This is a genomic window from Rhodococcus sp. WMMA185 (assembly GCF_001767395.1).
Taxonomy (GTDB): domain Bacteria; phylum Actinomycetota; class Actinomycetes; order Mycobacteriales; family Mycobacteriaceae; genus Rhodococcus_F.
Genome location: NZ_CP017014.1, coordinates 797,735 through 812,357 on the forward strand (window position 1 = coordinate 797,735; position 14,623 = coordinate 812,357).

25 protein-coding genes are annotated in these 14,623 nt (G+C 63.6%); 21 read left to right on the forward strand and 4 right to left on the reverse strand.

Features of this window, described 5'->3' with window-relative positions:
• Positions 1-82: 82 nt before the first annotated feature.
• From BFN03_RS03420 to BFN03_RS03435, 4 genes are all read right to left on the reverse strand, one after another.
• Positions 83-1,306 carry a TetR/AcrR family transcriptional regulator gene (locus tag BFN03_RS03420; RefSeq protein ID WP_070377831.1) on the reverse strand — a complete coding sequence of 408 codons (1,224 nt, stop codon included), beginning with the start codon at positions 1,304-1,306 and terminating at the stop codon, positions 83-85.
• A gap of 286 nt (positions 1,307-1,592) precedes the next feature.
• The gene (locus BFN03_RS03425; RefSeq protein WP_070377832.1) at positions 1,593-2,441 is read right to left on the reverse strand and encodes an ABC transporter permease; all 849 of its coding nucleotides are present in this window, start codon (positions 2,439-2,441) and stop codon (positions 1,593-1,595) included.
• Positions 2,438-3,253 carry an ABC transporter permease gene (locus BFN03_RS03430; protein ID WP_070377833.1) on the reverse strand — a complete coding sequence of 272 codons (816 nt, stop codon included), beginning with the start codon at positions 3,251-3,253 and terminating at the stop codon, positions 2,438-2,440. Before BFN03_RS03430 ends, BFN03_RS03425 begins: the two co-directional genes overlap by 4 nt.
• Positions 3,250-4,218, reverse strand: coding sequence for an ATP-binding cassette domain-containing protein (locus BFN03_RS03435; protein WP_070377834.1), 969 nt, complete (start codon positions 4,216-4,218; stop codon positions 3,250-3,252). The genes BFN03_RS03430 and BFN03_RS03435 overlap by 4 nt, the downstream gene beginning before the upstream one ends.
• A 534-nt stretch (positions 4,219-4,752) precedes the next feature.
• Between BFN03_RS03435 and rpsJ the strand changes: the two genes are divergently transcribed.
• From rpsJ to rplO, 21 genes are all read left to right on the forward strand, one after another.
• Positions 4,753-5,058 carry a 30S ribosomal protein S10 gene (rpsJ, locus tag BFN03_RS03440; RefSeq protein ID WP_003938093.1) on the forward strand — a complete coding sequence of 102 codons (306 nt, stop codon included), beginning with the start codon at positions 4,753-4,755 and terminating at the stop codon, positions 5,056-5,058.
• Positions 5,059-5,078: 20 nt separating this feature from the next.
• Complete coding sequence (rplC, locus tag BFN03_RS03445; RefSeq protein WP_070380582.1) at positions 5,079-5,735, forward strand: 50S ribosomal protein L3; 657 nt, start codon at positions 5,079-5,081, stop codon at positions 5,733-5,735.
• Complete coding sequence (gene rplD / locus BFN03_RS03450; RefSeq protein WP_070377835.1) at positions 5,732-6,418, forward strand: 50S ribosomal protein L4; 687 nt, start codon at positions 5,732-5,734, stop codon at positions 6,416-6,418. Before rplC ends, rplD begins: the two co-directional genes overlap by 4 nt.
• Positions 6,415-6,720, forward strand: coding sequence for a 50S ribosomal protein L23 (rplW, locus tag BFN03_RS03455; protein ID WP_070377836.1), 306 nt, complete (start codon positions 6,415-6,417; stop codon positions 6,718-6,720). The genes rplD and rplW overlap by 4 nt, the downstream gene beginning before the upstream one ends.
• A gap of 39 nt (positions 6,721-6,759) precedes the next feature.
• Positions 6,760-7,596 carry a 50S ribosomal protein L2 gene (gene rplB / locus BFN03_RS03460; protein WP_070377837.1) on the forward strand — a complete coding sequence of 279 codons (837 nt, stop codon included), beginning with the start codon at positions 6,760-6,762 and terminating at the stop codon, positions 7,594-7,596.
• 13 nt (positions 7,597-7,609) lie between these two features.
• Complete coding sequence (gene rpsS, locus BFN03_RS03465; RefSeq protein WP_003940820.1) at positions 7,610-7,891, forward strand: 30S ribosomal protein S19; 282 nt, start codon at positions 7,610-7,612, stop codon at positions 7,889-7,891.
• Positions 7,888-8,310, forward strand: a complete 423-nt coding sequence (gene rplV, locus BFN03_RS03470; RefSeq protein ID WP_070377838.1) for a 50S ribosomal protein L22 — start codon at positions 7,888-7,890, stop codon at positions 8,308-8,310. Before rpsS ends, rplV begins: the two co-directional genes overlap by 4 nt.
• Complete coding sequence (gene rpsC, locus BFN03_RS03475) at positions 8,310-9,116, forward strand: 30S ribosomal protein S3 (protein WP_070377839.1); 807 nt, start codon at positions 8,310-8,312, stop codon at positions 9,114-9,116. Before rplV ends, rpsC begins: the two co-directional genes overlap by 1 nt.
• 3 nt (positions 9,117-9,119) lie before the next feature.
• Positions 9,120-9,536 (forward strand): 50S ribosomal protein L16, encoded by a 417-nt coding sequence (rplP, locus tag BFN03_RS03480; RefSeq protein WP_070377840.1) that lies wholly within the window; start codon positions 9,120-9,122, stop codon positions 9,534-9,536.
• Positions 9,536-9,772: a 50S ribosomal protein L29 gene (gene rpmC / locus BFN03_RS03485; protein ID WP_070377841.1), complete on the forward strand. Its 237-nt coding sequence runs from the start codon at positions 9,536-9,538 to the stop codon at positions 9,770-9,772. Before rplP ends, rpmC begins: the two co-directional genes overlap by 1 nt.
• Positions 9,769-10,050 carry a 30S ribosomal protein S17 gene (gene rpsQ / locus BFN03_RS03490; protein WP_070377842.1) on the forward strand — a complete coding sequence of 94 codons (282 nt, stop codon included), beginning with the start codon at positions 9,769-9,771 and terminating at the stop codon, positions 10,048-10,050. The genes rpmC and rpsQ overlap by 4 nt, the downstream gene beginning before the upstream one ends.
• Positions 10,051-10,289: 239 nt before the next feature.
• Positions 10,290-10,658: a 50S ribosomal protein L14 gene (gene rplN / locus BFN03_RS03495; protein ID WP_070377843.1), complete on the forward strand. Its 369-nt coding sequence runs from the start codon at positions 10,290-10,292 to the stop codon at positions 10,656-10,658.
• A complete protein-coding gene (gene rplX / locus BFN03_RS03500) occupies positions 10,658-10,975 on the forward strand; it encodes a 50S ribosomal protein L24 (RefSeq protein WP_070377844.1) in 318 nt (105 codons plus the stop codon). The genes rplN and rplX overlap by 1 nt, the downstream gene beginning before the upstream one ends.
• Before the next feature lies 1 nt (position 10,976).
• Entirely contained in the window at positions 10,977-11,543 is a 567-nt protein-coding gene (rplE, locus tag BFN03_RS03505; RefSeq protein WP_070377845.1) for a 50S ribosomal protein L5, read from the forward strand.
• Between the two features lie 4 nt (positions 11,544-11,547).
• Positions 11,548-11,733, forward strand: coding sequence for a type Z 30S ribosomal protein S14 (locus tag BFN03_RS03510; RefSeq protein WP_005239644.1), 186 nt, complete (start codon positions 11,548-11,550; stop codon positions 11,731-11,733).
• Positions 11,734-11,886: 153 nt separating this feature from the next.
• The gene (rpsH, locus tag BFN03_RS03515) at positions 11,887-12,285 is read left to right on the forward strand and encodes a 30S ribosomal protein S8 (protein WP_005239657.1); all 399 of its coding nucleotides are present in this window, start codon (positions 11,887-11,889) and stop codon (positions 12,283-12,285) included.
• 14 nt (positions 12,286-12,299) lie between these two features.
• The gene (rplF, locus tag BFN03_RS03520; RefSeq protein WP_070377846.1) at positions 12,300-12,839 is read left to right on the forward strand and encodes a 50S ribosomal protein L6; all 540 of its coding nucleotides are present in this window, start codon (positions 12,300-12,302) and stop codon (positions 12,837-12,839) included.
• Position 12,840: 1 nt separating this feature from the next.
• Positions 12,841-13,248 (forward strand): 50S ribosomal protein L18, encoded by a 408-nt coding sequence (gene rplR, locus BFN03_RS03525; protein WP_070377847.1) that lies wholly within the window; start codon positions 12,841-12,843, stop codon positions 13,246-13,248.
• 55 nt (positions 13,249-13,303) lie between these two features.
• Positions 13,304-13,954, forward strand: coding sequence for a 30S ribosomal protein S5 (gene rpsE, locus BFN03_RS03530; RefSeq protein ID WP_070377848.1), 651 nt, complete (start codon positions 13,304-13,306; stop codon positions 13,952-13,954).
• The gene (rpmD, locus tag BFN03_RS03535; RefSeq protein WP_070377849.1) at positions 13,954-14,133 is read left to right on the forward strand and encodes a 50S ribosomal protein L30; all 180 of its coding nucleotides are present in this window, start codon (positions 13,954-13,956) and stop codon (positions 14,131-14,133) included. Before rpsE ends, rpmD begins: the two co-directional genes overlap by 1 nt.
• A gap of 2 nt (positions 14,134-14,135) precedes the next feature.
• Positions 14,136-14,576 (forward strand): 50S ribosomal protein L15, encoded by a 441-nt coding sequence (gene rplO / locus BFN03_RS03540; protein WP_070377850.1) that lies wholly within the window; start codon positions 14,136-14,138, stop codon positions 14,574-14,576.
• Positions 14,577-14,623 lie beyond the last annotated feature (47 nt).

Sequence of the window (14,623 nt, forward strand, 5' to 3'; positions counted from 1 at the left end):
GCCCTCGCCTGGTAGGGCACGTTTTTCGCGATCTTCGGGAGCGGTTCTCGCAAGCGGTGGTCTCGCTCGTCGATCACTTTGGTCAATTGCCCAATAGCACCGACATCATCAGTGTATGGAGGCGAGCACGCGACTCAGCGCGGGTGTCGAAGCGCATCAGGCGACCGATGTCCAAGACCAGACCAAGAGCCGCGTGAACGAGAAACCGCGCCTCCGGTGCCGTAAGTTCGGGCCGCACCGCGGTCAGGAGGTTGACCCATTCCTCGATATGCCGCCGCTGGACGTGACGCAGATTTGCGCGTTCGTTCTTCGGTAGGTTGCCGATTTCGGCAAAATAGACCGTGAGCACTTCCGGGTTCCGGAATGACAATTCCAGATAGGACTCCGCAAGGGCCCGGAGAGCATCGCCGGGACCGGTGGCGGCAAGCGCGGCGGACGTCGCGACTGCCATACGGTCGCCCGCGCGGTAGAACACAGCCGCCAGAAGGTCTGCCTTACTGGGGAAGTGCCGATACACGCTGGAGGCATTGATACCCGCGGCAGCACCGATCTCCTCGATACTCGAGTCGTGGTACCCGCGACGGTCGAAGATCTTCTCGGCCGCGTTGATCAGTAACTCTCGCTTGGACGTCACCGCGAAACCGTGTGTGCTGGGCGCTGTGACCGCGGCATTCGCCGAGTCGTTGGGGACCGCAGGAGGGAGGGTCGTGAAGAGGACGGATTCGCACGCCGCCCTGAGCAGAGAATCGAGCCGGCGCATGGCGAGGGTCGTGTGGTGGGCACTGATACTGCCCATCACGCTCAGTGCCGAGGCACTCAATGTCGTCGCGTCGACGGCTGGGAGTTCCGGGCGGAGCTCACGCAATGGCGCGGCCAGAGACTGGGTTACGTGGGCGAAGATGTCGCGGATGCGCGTGTGATCCTCGCCCTCGAGGTACCTGCTTTCCCAGCGGTAGAGTCCAGCGACTTTACGGTTCTCGATGGACGTCTCGACGAGCGAGGCGATCAGACGATCGAGTCGATCTCGGGGGTCGCTGCCGTTCGCGCTCTCGAGCGCGCTGTCGGCTGCAGCCTGCAGCGCATCCGCGGCCGTGTTGGCCGCGTGCACCAGCAGCGCGTACTTGCTGGGATAGTGCCTGTAGAGCGCTGGCCCCGAAATGCCTAGGGTGGCTGCGATCTCGTCAACTCCGACGGCGTGATAGCCACGTTCGTTGAAGGCTTCGGCCGCGACCCTCGCAATTTGTGCCTTGCGATTCTTCGGCCGACGGCGGATCGGAGTCTCGGTTGCCGTGCCGGTCCGGGTCATGGTCACCTCCGGTAGTCGGCTGTTGCATGCCGATTAGGTTGCCGCCCATCCTAACCGAGCTACAGGATTCGCTCCGTCCTGAACATGTTCTCGGCCTCCTTCCCGAGATCGGGAGGTGTCCGGCAGAGCGACGTGAACTGCGAAATACCGAAAATGGGGACTCGGAACGTGCCGAATCGGCCGACAAAAGTCAATCGAAATTCGCAGGCGGCAGGTGCCCATCTGTGCCGCGTAATCTCCGGAAGGGTCTCGGGGAGCAGCTCGACTCGTCTGCGAGGAACTGTTGCTACCCCGGGGTTCCGGCGGCTCTGCGATACCCGCGAATGGCCGGATAGGCGAAGATCAAGAATCCGGCGGCTGACCACGCAATTGTCTTGAGCAGAGGTTCTGCGACAGGTCCGCCCAGCGACAGGCCCTTCATCGCGTCGATGGCGCAGGACATCGGCTGATTCTCCACGAACGACTGCAGCCATGTGGGGTAAGCCCCGGTGGGGACGAACCCCGAGTTGAAGAACAACAAGAGCGTGGCCAATATGGAGAGGATCTCGACCAGGGGTGCCTTGGCCGCGTTGACGGCGAGCGCGGTCACCATCGTCGCGAAACTGACGCCGAACAGCAGCGGCAGTAGCATCAGGGCGATGCCGGCGAGTATGCCCTGGTCGAACCGGAACCCGAGCGCGAAACCGACGGTGATGATCAGCACGGTGGTAATCAAGATCCGCACGGATTCGGCCATCAGACGGCTGAGAAGGCCTGAAGCCCGGTGGACCGGAAGAACCCAGAACCGGCTCAAGAGCCCGTCCTGCCATTCCTTCTTCAACGACAACCCACCCGCGATGGACCCGAACATCGCACCCACGAGCGTGATCATCGGAACGGTCCCGAAGATGCTGTCGACACCGGTCGCGCTGGTGATGGAGATTCCCAGCACGGCCCAGAACATCACCAACATCAACGCCGGGTACACGATCGCCTGAATCATCGTGTACGGGTCCCGGATCCAGCGCAGTAGCAGTCGTCTGGTCTGCAACAAGCTGTGCGAGTAGAGCGCGGCCAGAGAGTTTTCCGCGTGCGGTTCGACTACCTCGGGAAATGTCACGCTTGCCGGTGTCTCGGATCGGTACTCGGTAGTCATCCGCGCCTCACATTCGCCCAGATCGACAACGGAACGAAGACCAGTGCCAGCCCGCCGCACCACAGCAGGGTGGGTGTCAACAGGTCGAGGGTGATCGTTCCGTCCGTCATCGCGCGCATGGACGTGGCGAATTGCGAGATCGGCTGATTTCGGACGAAGCCCTGTGCCCACTCGGGAAACTGCGACGCCGGCACGAATCCGGTGGAGAACATGCCGAGGATCAACTGCGGGAGCGTCAACGCCTGGCTGGTGACCTCAGGGCTTCGAGTCAGGGTTCCGAGAGCGTCGGCGCCGGTCGTGAGGGTGAACCCGATCAACATCGCGAGCGCGCAGAACGCGGCCGTCAAACCCAGTCCGCCGGAGAAACGGAAGCCGATCACGTATCCGTAGGCGATTGCCGCAACGAGCGAGATAGACGAGTGCACCAAGCACGCGGTCATACGCGCGGTCAGTGGGACCGCGGCCCCGACCGGCATGGTCTGGAACCGGGCGTTCATGCCATTCGACGCCTCCGTGGCCGCGCGGTGGGCCGCCGAGATCGCCGTGAATGCCATGGCCTGAAGAACGATGATTGCCATGACGAACTGGGCGTAATCGATGCCCTGGAACTGCATGACCAGGCGCAGTGGTAGGTAGAAGCCGACGGTGAAGACCAGCGGGGCCAGTACCGCGATGAAGAATTGGCCCGTCCCCCACATCGTGTGCAGGTTCCGTTTGGACAGGGCAATCCACTGCTGGCTGAGCGTCGGCTGCGGTCGCCTATGCCTTCCCTCGGCCGAACGATGGAATTCGATCAGTGTGGGTGCTGTCACGAGAGCAGGCTCTCGTCGACGCTGACCTCTCCGGTCAGTGAGAGGAATACGTCGTCGAGTGAAGGCCGCCGCAAGGCGATGTCGGCGAGCGTGATCCCGGCGAGGTCGAGGCGGCGCAGCACCTCGGTGAGCGTCTGGGCGCCGAATTCCGCAGGAATCGACACCCTGTCGGTACCTTCCTCGAGAATGTGCCCCGGCGGGCACAGGGTCGCGAGGATGTCCCGGATGCGGGCGAGGTCGTCGAGGCTGACCGGGACGACCTCGCAGTAACTACCGCCTGTGCGGGCCTTCAGTTCGTCGGCCGTACCCTCGGCGATGACGGTGCCCTTGTCGATGACCACGATGTTGTCGCTCAAGAGGTCGGCCTCCTCGAGGTACTGGGTCGTGAGCAGGACCGTGATGCCCTGCTCCTTCAACGCGGACACGAGCGTCCACACGCCCTGGCGACTGCGAGGGTCGAGGCCTGTGGTCGGTTCGTCGAGGAACACCACTTGGGGGCGGATCACCAGGCCGCAAGCGATGTCGACGCGCCGCCGCATGCCGCCGGAATAGCCGGACACTCTGCGGTCGCCTGCGTCCACCAAATCGAACTGCGTCAGCAGTTCCTGGGCTCGCGATCTCGCGGACCTCTTGGACAGGCCCATCAGTCGGCCGAACAGCACCATGTTCTCTCGTCCGGTCAATGACTCGTCGAGGGCCGCATACTGGCCGGTCATCATGATGCTGCGACGAACGCCCGCGGGGTTTTCGACGACATCGTGGCCGGCAACCTGGGCGCGACCTGCATCTGGTCGAAGCAGAGTCGACAAGACATTGACGGTGGTGGTCTTCCCCGCGCCGTTGGGGCCTAGAATTCCCAGCACAGTGCCGCGCGGTACCTCGAAGCTCACACCCCTCAGCGCTGCCACGTCACCGAAGGACTTCTCGATCCCCTCGACGAGAACGGCGGTGTCAGACACAGGCATGTCCTCGAGTATGTCACGCGGGGACGGTGGTCAAGGTGGACTGAGAACACCTTCACCCCTGATGAGCAGGGCTGGGCGCCCCAGTGCCGCCGAGTTGTATAGCGGCGGAGGAGAGCCTGGTTTGTGGTCTGGTGGATCGGTACGGCATACTGATCGGGTTGCCTTGTCTGGGACGCGGTCATTTGCGCCCCGAAACAGATGGGGTGAGAGGCCGCGATGTGGATCGAAACGAGCTGCGCGCGGCCCATGCAGGACGGAAGCAGTACCTTAACTGGCACTCGTATTGGAGTGCATCCGGTGCGCATTCTCGGCCCAGGGAGCTGAAAGTTTCGGGGCCGGAAAATGAGCGAGAGGGCGACACGCCCGACCGCGTGTACCGGAGATCCATGACAGATGAACAGCGGCAGCGGATCGGGCGCGTCCCGGTTGCCTAGCGTTCGGACAGTTGCGGCTCAGATAACGGACTGTGCAGACGAGGTGGTTCGACCCGACTCGGGTAGGGCCACGAAACGCGGCAAGAAAAGGACACTAAGCGTGGCGGGACAGAAGATCCGCATCAGGCTCAAGGCCTACGACCATGAGGCGATCGATGCGTCAGCGCGCAAGATCGTCGAGACGGTGACCCGTACCGGGGCCCGTGTCGTTGGACCCGTGCCGTTGCCGACCGAAAAGAACGTGTACTGCGTCATCCGCTCGCCGCACAAGTACAAGGACTCGCGCGAGCACTTCGAGATGCGTACTCACAAGCGGCTTATCGACATCCTCGACCCGACGCCCAAGACGGTTGACGCGCTGATGCGTATCGATCTTCCGGCCAGCGTCGACGTCAACATTCAGTGAGCGCGGCGGAGACAAAAACAATGACTGATAACAAGATCAAGGGAATCCTGGGCACCAAGCTCGGCATGACCCAGGTCTTCGACGAGAACAACCGGGTCGTCCCGGTGACCGTCGTGAAGGCCGGACCGAACGTCGTGACCCAGATCCGCACCGAAGAGCGTGACGGATACAGCGCCGTGCAGCTCGCGTTCGGCGCCATCGACCCGCGCAAGGTGAACAAGCCGACGTCGGGTCAGTTCGCCAAGGCTGGCGTCACCCCGCGTCGTCACGTTGTGGAGCTCCGCGTTGCCGACACCTCGGAGTACGAGGTCGGCCAGGAACTTACCGCCGAGGTCTTCGCCGACGGCGCATACGTCGATGTCACCGGAACCAGCAAGGGCAAGGGCTTCGCCGGAACCATGAAGCGGCACGGCTTCGCGGGCCAAGGTGCTTCGCACGGTGCACAGGCTGTTCACCGTCGCCCCGGTTCCATCGGTGGTTGTGCCACCCCGGGCCGCGTGTTCAAGGGCATGCGCATGTCCGGCCGGATGGGCAACGACCGCATCACGACGCAGAACCTCTCCGTCCACAAGGTGGACGCCGAGAACGGCCTCCTGCTGATCAAGGGTGCGATCCCCGGCCGCAAGGGCGGCCTCGTGATCGTCAAGAGCGCTGTGAAGGGTGGTGCAAAAGCATGACCAGCACCGAGACATCGACCAAGCTGACGTTGGACGTCAAGGTCGTCGGCGGCAAGACCAACGGCACCGTCGATCTCCCCGCGGAGATCTTCGACGCGCCTGCCAACATCGCGCTTCTCCATCAGGTTGTCGTCGCGCAGCTCGCTGCTGCACGTCAGGGAACCCACTCCACCAAGACCCGCGGCGAGGTTCGCGGCGGTGGCAAGAAGCCGTATCGCCAGAAGGGTACGGGCCGCGCTCGGCAGGGTTCGACCCGTGCACCACAGTTTGCCGGCGGTGGCACCGTCCATGGCCCGAAGCCGCGCGACTACAGCCAGCGGACCCCGAAGAAGATGAAGGCGGCCGCGCTGCGCGGAGCCCTGTCCGACCGGGCACGCAACGAGCGTATTCACGTGATCACCGAACTGGTTGCCGGTCAGACTCCGTCCACGAAGACTGCGCGCACCTTCCTCGGTGAGATCACCGATCGCAAGAAGGTCCTGCTCGTCGTCGGGCGCGAGGACATCGCCGCGTGGAAGAGCGTGCAGAACCTCGACGGCGTGCATCCCATTGCTCCCGACCAGCTCAACACCTACGACGTGCTCAACAGTGATGACGTCGTGTTCAGCGTCGAGGCACTGGGCGCGTTCATTCACGGGCCCGCCGAGTCGGTTCAGGAAGACAAGAAGGAGGAGGGCAAGTGAGCACCATCGCCGATCCCCGCGACATCCTGCTCGCTCCGGTTATCTCCGAGAAGTCCTATGGACTGATCGAGGAAGGCACCTACACCTTCCTGGTGCACCCGGACTCGAACAAGACGCAGATCAAGATTGCCGTCGAGAAGATTTTCGGCGTCACCGTGACCAGCGTCAACACCGCCAACCGTCAGGGCAAGCGCAAGCGGACCCGATTCGGCTACGGCAAGCGCAAGAACACCAAGCGCGCGCTCGTGACCCTCTCGGCCGACAGCAAGCCCATCGAGATCTTCGGAGGACCGGTCGCGTAAGCGCCGGGACTTGACGAGACATAGAGGACGAGAAGACTCATGGCAATCCGTAAGTACAAGCCGACTACACCGGGCCGTCGTGGTTCGAGTGTCTCGGACTTCGCCGAGATCACTCGGTCGACCCCCGAGAAGTCGCTGATTCGCCCCCTCCACGGACGTGGCGGACGTAACGCACACGGTCGTATCACCACCCGGCACAAGGGTGGCGGACACAAGCGTGCCTACCGGCTGATCGATTTCCGTCGCAACGACAAGGACGGCGTGCCGGCGAAGGTCGCCCACATCGAGTACGACCCCAACCGCACCGCGCGCATCGCCCTGCTCCACTACGCGGACGGCGAGAAGCGCTACATCATCGCCCCCAAGGGCCTGGTCCAGGGTGCACCGGTCGAGTCAGGTGTAGGCGCCGACATCAAGCCCGGCAACAACCTCCCCCTGCGCAACATCCCGACTGGTACCACCGTTCACGCGGTGGAACTCCGACCGGGTGGCGGCGCCAAGATGGCCCGTTCGGCGGGATCGAGCATTCAGCTGCTCGGCAAGGAAGGCGCTTACGCCACGCTGCGTATGCCCTCCGGCGAGATTCGTCGCGTCGACGTTCGCTGCCGGGCCACGATCGGTGAGGTCGGCAACGCCGAGCAGTCGAACATCAACTGGGGCAAGGCCGGCCGCATGCGCTGGAAGGGCAAGCGCCCGACCGTCCGTGGTGTCGTGATGAACCCGGTCGATCACCCGCACGGTGGTGGTGAGGGCAAGACCTCCGGTGGTCGCCACCCGGTCAGCCCGTGGGGCAAGCCCGAGGGCCGCACCCGCAAGAACAAGGCGAGCGACAAGCTCATAGTCCGTCGTCGCCGTACCGGCAAGAACAAGCGCTAGGAGGGAGTGAAGGATGCCACGCAGCCTCAAGAAAGGCCCGTTCGTCGATGACCACCTCCTCGCGAAGGTGGACGTGCAGAACGAGAAGGGAACCAAGCAGGTAATCAAGACCTGGTCCCGCCGTTCCACGATCATCCCGGATTTCATCGGCCACACGTTTGCGGTTCACGACGGCCGCAAGCATGTCCCCGTGTTCGTGTCCGACTCGATGGTCGGGCACAAGCTCGGAGAGTTTGCACCGACCCGCACTTTCAAGGGTCACATCAAGGACGATCGGAAGGCGAAGAGGCGATGAGCAACACCGAAACCGCCAACCCGACCGCCAAGGCGGTGGCGCGCCACGTGCGCGTAACCCCGATGAAGGCGCGTCGCGTTGTGGACTTGGTCCGCGGGCGTTCGGTTGAGGACGCCCTGAACATTCTGAAGTTCGCGCCGCAGGCAGCGAGCGAGCCGGTCGCCAAGGTGATCGCCTCCGCAGCAGCCAACGCCGAGAACAACCTCGACCTCGACCCGAGCACGCTCGTCGTTGCCACGGCGTTCGTGGACGAGGGCGCGACCCTCAAGCGGTTCCAGCCGCGTGCGCAGGGACGTGCTTTCCGCATTCGCAAGCGCACCAGTCACATCACCGTGATCGTGGAGAGCCTGCCGAAGGCCGAAACAACGACCCGTAACCGCCGGAAGGGCTCGGCTAACTCCAAGGGAGGGGCTCAGTAGTGGGCCAGAAAATCAACCCGCATGGCTTCCGCTTGGGTATCACCACCGACTGGAAGTCCCGTTGGTACGCAGACAAGCAGTACGCGGAGTACGTCAAGGAAGACGTCGCGATCCGTAGGCTCCTCGCCACCGGCATGGAGCGGGCGGGCATCGCGAAGGTCGAGATCGAGCGCACCCGTGACCGTGTGCGTGTGGACATCCACACCGCTCGCCCGGGCATCGTCATCGGTCGCCGTGGCGCCGAAGCCGATCGCATCCGTTCCGAGCTCGAGAAGCTGACCGGCAAGCAGGTCCAGCTGAACATCCTCGAGGTCAAGAACGCCGAGTCCGAGGCTCAGCTCGTCGCACAGGGTGTGGCCGAGCAGCTCTCGAACCGCGTTGCCTTCCGCCGCGCGATGCGCAAGGCCATCCAGTCGGCCATGCGTCAGCCCAACGTCAAGGGCATCCGCGTTCAGTGCTCCGGTCGTCTCGGCGGCGCCGAGATGTCTCGGTCGGAGTTCTACCGCGAAGGCCGTGTGCCGCTGCACACGCTTCGTGCGGACATCGACTACGGCCTCTACGAGGCAAAGACCACCTTCGGCCGCATCGGCGTGAAGGTATGGATCTACAAGGGCGACATCGTCGGCGGCAAGCGTGAGCTGGCTGCCAACGTGGCTGCTCCCGCAGGCGACCGTCCTCGCCGTGAGCGTCCGAGCCGTCCGCGTCGCTCCGGTGCCACCGGCACCACCGCGACCAGCACCGAGGCAGGCCGCGCAGCGACCGCCACCGCCGATGCACCCGCTACGACTGAACAGAAGGAGGGCTGACGCATGTTGATCCCACGGCGGGTCAAGCACCGCAAGCAGCACCATCCGAGCCGTTCGGGTGCCGCCAAGGGTGGAACCCAGGTGGCCTTCGGTGATTACGGCATCCAGGCTCTCGAGCCCGCCTACATCACCAACCGGCAGATCGAGTCCGCTCGTATCGCCATGACCCGGCACATCAAGCGTGGCGGCAAGATCTGGATCAACATCTTCCCGGATCGTCCCCTCACCAAGAAGCCGGCCGAAACCCGCATGGGTTCCGGTAAGGGTTCGCCCGAGTGGTGGGTCGCGAACGTCAAGCCTGGTCGCGTGATGTTCGAGATGAGCTACCCGAACGAGGAGATTGCTCGTGAGGCCCTGCGCCGCGCGATGCACAAGCTTCCGTGCAAGTGCCGGATCGTGACAAGGGAGGAGCAGTTCTGATGGCTACTGGAACCCCAGCCGCAGAGCTCCGCGAGCTCACCGAGGAAGAGTTGGTCACCCGGCTCCGTGAGTCGAAGGAAGAGCTGTTCAACCTTCGTTTTCAGATGGCCACGGGTCAGATGGACAACAACCGTCGGCTTCGTACCGTGCGCCACGAGATCGCGCGCGTCTACACCGTTCTGCGTGAGCGTGAGCTCGGGCTGGCCGTTGGCCCGGACGCAGGTGACGCGGCATGAGTGAGGAAAAAGCAGTGAGCACACAAGAGCGCAACAGCCGAAAGGTTCGCGTCGGGTACGTCGTCTCCGACAAGATGGAGAAGACGATCGTGGTCGAGCTCGAGGACCGGGTCAAGCACCCGCTCTACGGCAAGATCATCCGGCGCACCAGCAAGGTCAAGGCGCACGACGAGAACGGCGTCGCAGGCATCGGTGACCGCGTGCAGTTGATGGAGACCCGTCCGCTGTCCGCGACCAAGCACTGGCGTCTGGTCGAGGTCCTCGAGAAGGCCAAGTAAGAACCCGAGCAATGTGTCCAGTACGATGGTGGGGTTGCCTTGCGGAAGACGCAGGGCAACCCCACCGTTGTGCTCCCCGTCAGGGAGGCCCTTCCGTAGTTCATCTCGCCCGCCGGGGTGGTGCTCGCGGAGGGTACGGATACAGACCGCGCACGTCGGGTCGGAAATCTGCCGTGCATGACACGAGTGGTTGCTTGCCAATCGCTCGAGTCGGAAACAGCCAGGTCAAGGAGAAGTAAGTGATTCAGCAGGAGTCGCGGCTGCGCGTCGCCGACAACACGGGTGCCAAGGAGATTCTCTGCATCCGCGTTCTCGGCGGTTCGTCTCGCCGCTACGCCGGGATCGGTGACACCATCGTCGCCACCGTCAAGGACGCCATCCCGGGTGGAAACATCAAGAAGGGCGAGGTCGTCAAGGCCGTCATCGTCCGTACCACCAAGGAACGTCGCCGTCCGGACGGGTCGTACATCAAGTTCGACGAGAACGCTGCCGTCCTCATCAAGCCGGACAACGATCCCCGTGGCACCCGCATCTTCGGCCCCGTCGGCCGTGAGCTGCGTGACAAGAGGTTCATGAAGATCGTCTCGCTCGCCCCGGAGGTGCTGTGATGAAGGTGCACAAGGGTGACACCGTGTTGGTCATCGCCGGCAAGGACAAGGGCGCGAAGGGCAAGGTCATCCAGGCCTACCCCGCGACCAACAAGGTCCTCGTCGAAGGCGTGAACCGCATCAAGAAGCACACCGCGGTTTCCGCGAACCAGCGCGGAGCTTCCTCCGGCGGCATCGTTACGCAGGAAGCCCCGATCCACGTTTCCAACGTCGCGGTCGTCGACTCGGACGGCAACCCCACCCGCGTGGGCTACCGGACCGACGAAGAGTCCGGCAAGCGCGTTCGGATTTCCCGGAAGAACGGGAAGGACATCTGACATGACCTCCACTGAGAACAAGATCCAGCCGCGCCTGAAGACCCGCTACCGCGAAGAGGTCAAGGCTGCGCTGAACACAGAGTTCGACTACGCCAACGTGATGCAGATCCCCGGCGTCGTCAAGGTTGTCGTCAACATGGGCGTCGGTGACGCCGCCCGCGACGCCAAGCTGATCAACGGTGCGGTCAACGATCTCTCTCTGATCACCGGTCAGAAGCCCGAGATCCGGAAGGCTCGCAAGTCCATCGCGCAGTTCAAGCTGCGTGAGGGGATGCCGATCGGTGCCCGCGTCACATTGCGTGGCGACCGTATGTGGGAGTTCCTGGACCGTCTCGTGTCCGTCGCGCTTCCTCGTATCAGGGACTTCCGCGGACTGTCGGGCAACCAGTTCGACGGCAACGGCAACTACACGTTCGGCCTGAACGAGCAGTCGATGTTCCACGAGATCGACGTGGACAAGATCGACCGCCCGCGTGGCATGGACATCACCGTGGTGACCACCGCGACCAACAACGAAGAAGGCCGTGCTCTGCTCAAGCACCTCGGCTTCCCGTTCAAGGAGAACTGAGCTAATGGCTAAGAAGGCATTGGTCAACAAGGCCAACAAGAAGCCCAAGTTCGCGGTGCGTGCCTACACTCGCTGCCAGCGCTGCGGCCGTCCGCACTCGGTGTTCCGCAAGTTCGGCCTGTGCCGAATCTGCGTTCGCGAGATGGCTCACGCCGGCGAGTTGCCCGGCGTTCACAAGAGCTCCTGGTGAGCTGGTGACGTCGCCGCTTCTTCCGTGGCGACGTCACGCACCACAGACTTCCGGCTCGTAACCTCGGACCGGGAAACGTAAGACCTACTTCGCGATAGGCCTGCGCCGGATACGGCAGAGGGAACCGTTGTGAGAAAGGTAGAGGTCAACCTCATGACCATGACCGACCCCATCGCAGACTTCTTGACGCGTCTGCGGAACGCCAACACGGCGTACCACGATGAGGTGAAGTTGCCCCACTCGAAGATCAAGGCGAACATCGCCGAGATCCTCAAGCGTGAGGGTTACATCGCCGACTACCGCACCGAAGACGCCGAGGTGGGCAAGACCCTCATCGTCGATCTGAAGTACGGGCCGAGCCGTGAGCGCAGCCTTGCCGGCGTGCGTCGTGTCTCCAAGCCCGGTCTGCGCGTGTACGCGAAGTCCACCAACCTGCCCAAGGTTCTCGGCGGCCTCGGCGTGGCGATCATCTCCACGTCCACCGGCCTGCTCACCGACCGCCAGGCGGCCAATCAAGGAGTGGGCGGGGAAGTCCTCGCCTACGTCTGGTAAGGGAGGCCACCACAATGTCGCGTATTGGAAAGATCCCCGTCGCCGTCCCCAGCGGCGTCGACGTCTCGATCGACGGCCAGGATGTCACGGTCAAGGGACCCAAGGGCACGCTCGACCTGACGATCGCCGAGCCGATTGCCATTGCGAAGAACGAGGACGGCACGCTGAGCGTGACGCGTCCCGACGACGAACGTCGCAGCCGCGCGCTGCACGGTCTGTCGCGTACGCTCGTGCAGAATCTCGTCACCGGTGTCACCGAGGGTTACACCACCAAGATGGAGATCCACGGCGTCGGCTACCGCGTCGCCCTGAAGGGCAAGGATCTCGAGTTCTCGCTCGGATTCAGCCACCCGGTTCCGATCCAGGCCCCGGAGGGCATCACCTTTGCGGTCGAGTCGCCCACCAAGTTCTCGGTGTCGGGCATCGACAAGCAGAAGGTCGGGCAGATCTCGGCTAACATCCGCCGTCTCCGTCGTCCGGACCCGTACAAGGGCAAGGGCGTGCGTTACGAGGGTGAGCAGATCCGCCGCAAGGTCGGAAAGACGGGTAAGTGATATGAGCCAGACTGCAAACCAGAAAGCCAAGCGGGTTCCGCTCGGCAAGGATGCGTCCACGAGGCGTCGCCTGTCGAAGGCGCGTCGCCACTTCCGTCTCCGCAAGAAGATTTCCGGTACGCCCGAGCGTCCCCGCTTGGTCGTCAACCGGTCTTCGCGTCACATCCACGTCCAGTTGGTGGACGACCTCGCAGGCCACACCTTGGCTGCGGCGTCGACCACGGAAGCCGACCTGCGGGCTGCGGACGGAGACAAGAAGACGCTCAGTGCGAAGGTCGGTCAGTTGATCGCCGAGCGTGCGAAGGCCGCCGGCGTCGAGACCGTTGTCTTCGACCACGGTGGACACGGCTACCACGGTCGCATCGCGGCCCTGGCGGACGCGGCTCGCGAAGGCGGGTTGAAGTTCTGATGACCACGATCGAGTACATGGCAGGCTCGGCCTGCGTGAACGGAAGGACAGCCTGATGCCGGGACGTCAGAGGCGTGACGGCGGAAGCGGACCCGCCGGACAGAATGGTCCCAACACTGGGGACAACCGCGGCGGCGACCGTCGCGGTGGTCGCGACGATCGTCGCGGCGGACAGTCTGCAGAGAAGTCGAACCACATCGAACGTGTCGTCACGATCAATCGTGTGTCCAAGGTCGTCAAGGGTGGTCGGCGCTTCAGCTTCACCGCACTGGTGATCGTGGGAGACGGCAATGGATTGGTCGGCGTCGGCTACGGCAAGGCCAAGGAAGTTCCCGCGGCGATCCAGAAGGGCGTCGAGGAGGCTCGCAAGAGCTTCTTCCGGGTTCCGATGATCGGAAGCACCATCACACACCCCGTCCAGGGTGAGGCCGCGGCCGGCGTCGTCATGCTGCGTCCGGCTAGCCCCGGTACCGGTGTGATCGCCGGTGGTGCGGTGCGTGCCGTGCTCGAGTGCGCCGGCATCAACGACATCCTGTCGAAGTCGCTCGGTAGCGACAACGCCATCAACGTCGTGCATGCGACCGTCGCTGCGCTCAAGGGCCTGCAGCGCCCCGAGGAAGTCGCCGCGCGTCGTGGCCTTCCCCTCGAGGACGTTGCCCCCGCAGGCATGCTGCGTGCGCGTGCACAGGCTGGGAGCGTGAAGTAATGGCCGAACTCAAGGTCACTCAGATCAAGAGCACCATCGGTACCAAGCAGAACCAGCGGGATTCGCTGCGCACCCTCGGCTTGAAGGGTATCCGCCAGTCGGTTGTCCGCGAGGACAATGCGCAGAACCGTGGTCTGATCAACGTGGTGCGCCACCTCGTCACAGTTGAGGAGGTCTAACCATGACCATCAAACTGCATCACCTGCGTCCCGCGCCGGGAGCCAAGACCGAGAAGACTCGCGTCGGTCGTGGTGAAGGTTCCAAGGGTAAGACCGCGGGCCGCGGCACGAAGGGCACCAAGGCTCGTAAGAACGTGCCGGCCGCCTTCGAGGGTGGACAGATGCCGCTGCACATGCGTCTGCCCAAGCTCAAGGGCTTCAACAGCCCGTTCCGTACCGAGTACCAGGTCGTCAACGTTGGTGACATCGCCCGCCTCTTCCCCGAGGGCGGACAGGTCACGGTCGAGGACCTCGTTGCCAAGGGCGCCGTTCGCAAGAACCAGCTCGTCAAGGTTCTCGGCGACGGTGAACTGACCGTTGCGGTCCAGGTAACTGTGAACAAGTTCACGGGCTCCGCCAAGGAGAAGATCGCTGCTGCTGGTGGTACCGCCACCGAGCTGTGAGCAACCACCGCTGCTGGTAAATGGCCGCAGTACAGCCACACGGCGTA

Coding starts and splice junctions, on each gene's coding strand:
- BFN03_RS03420 (WP_070377831.1), bottom strand. CDS start 1,306: ATGACCCGGACCGGCACGGCAACCGAGACTCCGATCCGCCGTCGGCCG.
- rplB (WP_070377837.1), top strand. CDS start 6,760: ATGGCAATCCGTAAGTACAAGCCGACTACACCGGGCCGTCGTGGTTCG.
- BFN03_RS03425 (WP_070377832.1), bottom strand. CDS start 2,441: ATGACTACCGAGTACCGATCCGAGACACCGGCAAGCGTGACATTTCCC.
- rplX (WP_070377844.1), top strand. CDS start 10,658: ATGAAGGTGCACAAGGGTGACACCGTGTTGGTCATCGCCGGCAAGGAC.
- rpsE (WP_070377848.1), top strand. CDS start 13,304: ATGCCGGGACGTCAGAGGCGTGACGGCGGAAGCGGACCCGCCGGACAG.
- rplR (WP_070377847.1), top strand. CDS start 12,841: ATGAGCCAGACTGCAAACCAGAAAGCCAAGCGGGTTCCGCTCGGCAAG.
- rpmC (WP_070377841.1), top strand. CDS start 9,536: ATGGCTACTGGAACCCCAGCCGCAGAGCTCCGCGAGCTCACCGAGGAA.
- rplF (WP_070377846.1), top strand. CDS start 12,300: ATGTCGCGTATTGGAAAGATCCCCGTCGCCGTCCCCAGCGGCGTCGAC.
- rplO (WP_070377850.1), top strand. CDS start 14,136: ATGACCATCAAACTGCATCACCTGCGTCCCGCGCCGGGAGCCAAGACC.
- rplC (WP_070380582.1), top strand. CDS start 5,079: ATGACTGATAACAAGATCAAGGGAATCCTGGGCACCAAGCTCGGCATG.
- rpsQ (WP_070377842.1), top strand. CDS start 9,769: ATGAGTGAGGAAAAAGCAGTGAGCACACAAGAGCGCAACAGCCGAAAG.
- rplD (WP_070377835.1), top strand. CDS start 5,732: ATGACCAGCACCGAGACATCGACCAAGCTGACGTTGGACGTCAAGGTC.
- rplP (WP_070377840.1), top strand. CDS start 9,120: ATGTTGATCCCACGGCGGGTCAAGCACCGCAAGCAGCACCATCCGAGC.
- BFN03_RS03510 (WP_005239644.1), top strand. CDS start 11,548: ATGGCTAAGAAGGCATTGGTCAACAAGGCCAACAAGAAGCCCAAGTTC.
- BFN03_RS03435 (WP_070377834.1), bottom strand. CDS start 4,218: ATGCCTGTGTCTGACACCGCCGTTCTCGTCGAGGGGATCGAGAAGTCC.
- rplE (WP_070377845.1), top strand. CDS start 10,977: ATGACCTCCACTGAGAACAAGATCCAGCCGCGCCTGAAGACCCGCTAC.
- rpsH (WP_005239657.1), top strand. CDS start 11,887: ATGACCATGACCGACCCCATCGCAGACTTCTTGACGCGTCTGCGGAAC.
- rplV (WP_070377838.1), top strand. CDS start 7,888: ATGAGCAACACCGAAACCGCCAACCCGACCGCCAAGGCGGTGGCGCGC.
- rpsS (WP_003940820.1), top strand. CDS start 7,610: ATGCCACGCAGCCTCAAGAAAGGCCCGTTCGTCGATGACCACCTCCTC.
- rpmD (WP_070377849.1), top strand. CDS start 13,954: ATGGCCGAACTCAAGGTCACTCAGATCAAGAGCACCATCGGTACCAAG.